The organism is Aminobacter sp. DSM 101952, from assembly GCF_001424795.1.
Taxonomy (GTDB): domain Bacteria; phylum Pseudomonadota; class Alphaproteobacteria; order Rhizobiales; family Rhizobiaceae; genus Aminobacter; species Aminobacter aganoensis.
In genome coordinates, this window is sequence record NZ_LMCL01000028.1 from 1 (window position 1) to 1,904 (window position 1,904).

Sequence of the window (1,904 nt, forward strand, 5' to 3'; positions counted from 1 at the left end):
GCACGGTGACGGTGACGGGGCTGGTGGTGAACGCCACCGACACCGACGGCGAAGTCACGCCCGGCACGGTCAATGTGACGGTCGTCGACGACGTTCCGCTCTTCCACTCGGTGACGGATGCTGTGGTCCTCAATCAACCTGAGACTAGCACTACGGGATTCTATCAGGCTTCATTCGGCGCTGACGGCCTCGATGTCTTGCATGCTCTCTTGCAGAACAACGGCGCTCTGGGCGGCGACGCGATAGATCTCGTACAAACCACAAACGATCCGACGAATGGGGTCACGAAGGTTGTCGTCCAGCAAGCCGGCAGCGATGTCTTTACCTTCTATTACACGGCGACTTCCAGTGCCGTGTCGCAAGGTGGTGACGGAGGAGTTGCGATCAATGCATACTCGAACCCACAAAATCCGGGTTCCAGCCAGTTCTTTACGCTGATCGTCAATCCCGACGGAACTTATGACTTTACCATTCACCAAAATGAGGTGTTGTCCGAAACGACGGCGACGGGTGACGACTTCGGTGCGTTCGGACCGACTGGCACGGTTGCAACCGATGACGGGTCACTGGTTATATCTGGCACTGGAGCCATCAATGCGTCCCAGAACGGCATCGGAGCTGGAGGAAATCCTAGCATAACGAACGGCGAATATATCAATCTGGCCTTTTCCGAAGAACAGACAGGCCATATCAGCTTTACGATGCAGCAGTGGACAGGGGGAACCAGCGCAAACGTTCAAGTCTACATTGATGGCGTGCTTTTCGACGTCAAAAGCGCTCCCGATACGATTGCGATTGCCAGCCCGACCAAAGCTCCAATCACGATAAATGTTGAGGTCAACGTCGCAAAAGCAGGGGAAGTGCTGCACTCTGGGAATACATACACCCTCTACGTCGCGGACGAATTTCAGGATGTAAAGGTTTCCCATCTGGGCGGAGCGGGCTTCAATATCGACAACATCAGCTACAATGAAGTGGTCACCGTTGATGACCTGACATTGAATTTCCAGCTAGGCGCTGCAGACACGGATGGAGATACGTCAACCCTTGGAGACCCGTTGACGGTCACGGTAACTAACGATGTCGTCGACGCGTCGCCATTCCATTTGGCCAACATTCTATCGCTTGACGACGACGCTTCGCTATTTGCCCTTGCTGGAGGCGAAGGGGCAGAGACTTTCATAATCAGTGCTGACGCCATTGATGGTTCGATCAACGACATCATCACCGATTTCAATCCGGTCGAGGGCGATCAGATCGATCTCAGCGAATTGTTGAAGGGCCTTTCTTCAACCACCGACCTCGAGGCCGGAGGCTATGTGAAAATCGAACAGAGCGGCACTGACTCAGTCGTGAGCGTTGACCAAACCGGTGGCGGCGACGCCTATCAAGAGGTCGCGGTGCTCCAGGACTTCAGCTACAACAGCTCGTCGAACGACATTGTGAAGGTGCTGTACGAAGACAATTCGGGTAACAAGAACCCGGATAACGTATAGAATGGCGCCTGGGTTGATTGAGAGGGACTGCAGTTTTCGATGACGGTCGACAGACCTGAAGCAACTGACGAAGGGGCGGGTGCTGCGGCTGCTCGCCCTTGACGTCGCGGGGATCGCGGAGTGGCGGGCGGAGCCGGATTTCCCGGACCTGCCCATGCTCGCGCCGTCTCCGCTGCCGGCGACCGACCAGGCGGCGCTCGGCGAGATCCTCGCCGATGCGCTGTTCGGCGAGGTTATCGAGATCTCCGACCTGATCCCGCATTTGCTGGCGCCCAGCGTCGAGGCTGCGGCGGGGCCGGTCGATGTCGTCGCAACGGACATGGCCGGGGATGCCATGGTCGCCATGGTGCCTTTCACCATCCTCTTCGAGGAAGAGCCGGGGCACGGCACGTTTTGAGAATGTGAATA

2 protein-coding genes are annotated in these 1,904 nt (G+C 56.7%); both read left to right on the forward strand.

What is annotated here, in order from left to right; genetic code table 11:
* On the forward strand, window positions 1–1,496 hold a 1,496-nt coding region (locus ASC75_RS16505), incomplete at its 5' end, for a type I secretion C-terminal target domain-containing protein (RefSeq protein WP_156381286.1).
* A gap of 79 nt (window positions 1,497–1,575) precedes the next feature.
* On the forward strand, window positions 1,576–1,893 hold the full coding sequence (locus ASC75_RS16510; RefSeq protein ID WP_156381287.1) for a hypothetical protein: 318 nt from the start codon (window positions 1,576–1,578) through the stop codon (window positions 1,891–1,893).
* The last annotated feature ends 11 nt before the right edge of the window (window positions 1,894–1,904 follow it).